This window comes from Streptomyces sp. NPDC060205 (genome assembly GCF_042728395.1).
In the GTDB taxonomy this organism is placed as follows: Bacteria; Actinomycetota; Actinomycetes; order Streptomycetales; family Streptomycetaceae; genus Streptomyces.
Window position 1 is genome coordinate 1 of the sequence record NZ_JBHWZP010000634.1, and the last position, 1,526, is coordinate 1,526.

A 1,526-nucleotide genomic window follows, 5' to 3' on the forward strand; every position below is an offset into this window, starting at 1 on the left:
GCCCACAGGCCCGCACGCCAGGTGCGGCCACGGACCCAACAGACGCTTTGTGCTCCACAAGCAGGTGCGCGACGGCTTGGGCTTCGTTGGATCATGCGGGCCGCGGTCGGGGGGATCGTGGGTGGCTGGGCCACGTGCTGGCCTCGAAAGCCTGATGGCGCCCTACGCTCAGGCGGCGCGAATGTACTGGCCTGCACTGACAACGAAGTCACTAAGCGCCTGCTTGGCTTGCACGACGCAGCTATCCAGGCTGGGCCTATCGGTCACGTCAGCCATCAACCTGGTGGCTTCAAGCGCTTCTTCCGCGAGTTGAACAAGACGCGAGTCGTCAGTGACGAGCTGGACGCGAAACAGAGCCTGCTGCGCGACCATGCGGCAGCGGTACGCCTCTGTCTGTGCATCGGCAAGGGCCGGGCTGGCTCCGCCTTCCATCCTTCGATGGAACGGGTCGTACTGTGACCTGCGGTAAGCCACGACCGCTTCCGCGAAGCCGGCGTATGCGGTCAGGCGTTCTTCTCGGGTTAGTCGTCGCCAGGTGAAGGCTTCGGTGCGGTCCGCCGTCCTTCGCTGGAAGAGGAAGGTGATGAACGATCCAAGCAAAGTCCCTGCAACAGCCACGAGGCTTGTCAGAGCGCCACCCATGCGGTCAGTCCAGCACAGAGGGGGCACCTACAACCAGCCCCATGGTGGCTTCTTCCACCAGCCCCCGTCGACCTAATCTCCAAGGGCGCCACGAACCACGGACCCCGGTCCAGGTCGAGGACCGTCGCCGTGTCGAGCTGACATCTGTGGATGACGCCGAGGTCCAAACGATGCCTCCGGCGGGGGATCGGCCGGCACCGGGATGGAGGGGGCGCCGTTGCCGACCGCAGGTCCGTAGGGGCGAGCGTGGGGTGCTCCCATCCCGTCCACCATCGACCCAGGCAGAGCCGAGCAGACGCGGCCCATGGCGTCCAGGTCGTTCGTACAGTGGCGCGCTCCACCTGGACGCCATGAACCACGCCCGCTCCACAGAGTGTGGGTCGACGGCGGACGGGATGGGAGCAGGGGTAGCGGTGGGTTGAGGCATCGAGCGATCTGTCACCGCCGGAGAATGGCGCACTCGGCCAGGTCACCACTGCGATCATTGAGTAGTGACTTCAACTCCCCTATGGGTACCGCTAGTAGTCGCTGGTGTCGGCGTCGTCGCGACGCTGGTCGCAGGAACCGTTGGCGCTTTGATCACTCAACGCTGGTCAGACCGTCGCGAAACAGTCGCATGGGAGCGTGAGCGACAACGCGAGCGTGAAAGCTGGGCACGCGAGGACGAGGCCCGCACGTTCGAGCACCGCAGACAGGCGTACGTGGAGTTCTATGAAGCGGTGAAAGCTCTGGCCAGGACCGCATACGACCATTGCTACGGCTTCGCAGATGAGCCTGAGCTGGAAGAAGGCTGGCAGTCCGACGCTTTCGCCAAGCTCGCGCAGTTGCAGTTCTACGCCGATCGAGCTGTGGCCGCTGCTGCTTCCGCCGCCTACAGCGCCGCC

At 64.9% G+C, this 1,526-nt stretch carries 2 protein-coding genes; one reads left to right on the forward strand and one right to left on the reverse strand.

The features are described from left to right. Positions 1-168 precede the first annotated feature (168 nt). Positions 169-642 (reverse strand): hypothetical protein, encoded by a 474-nt coding sequence (locus tag ACFWGJ_RS43655; protein WP_387334543.1) that lies wholly within the window; start codon positions 640-642, stop codon positions 169-171. 575 nt (positions 643-1,217) lie between these two features. Here ACFWGJ_RS43655 and ACFWGJ_RS43660 point away from each other — a divergent pair. Next, positions 1,218-1,526, forward strand: a 309-nt coding sequence (locus tag ACFWGJ_RS43660; RefSeq protein ID WP_387334544.1) for a hypothetical protein, incomplete at its 3' end; no start/stop codon positions are given.

Excerpts from the sequence above, each read along its gene's own strand:
- ACFWGJ_RS43655 (WP_387334543.1), bottom strand. The coding sequence starts at position 642 with ATGGGTGGCGCTCTGACAAGCCTCGTGGCTGTTGCAGGGACTTTGCTT.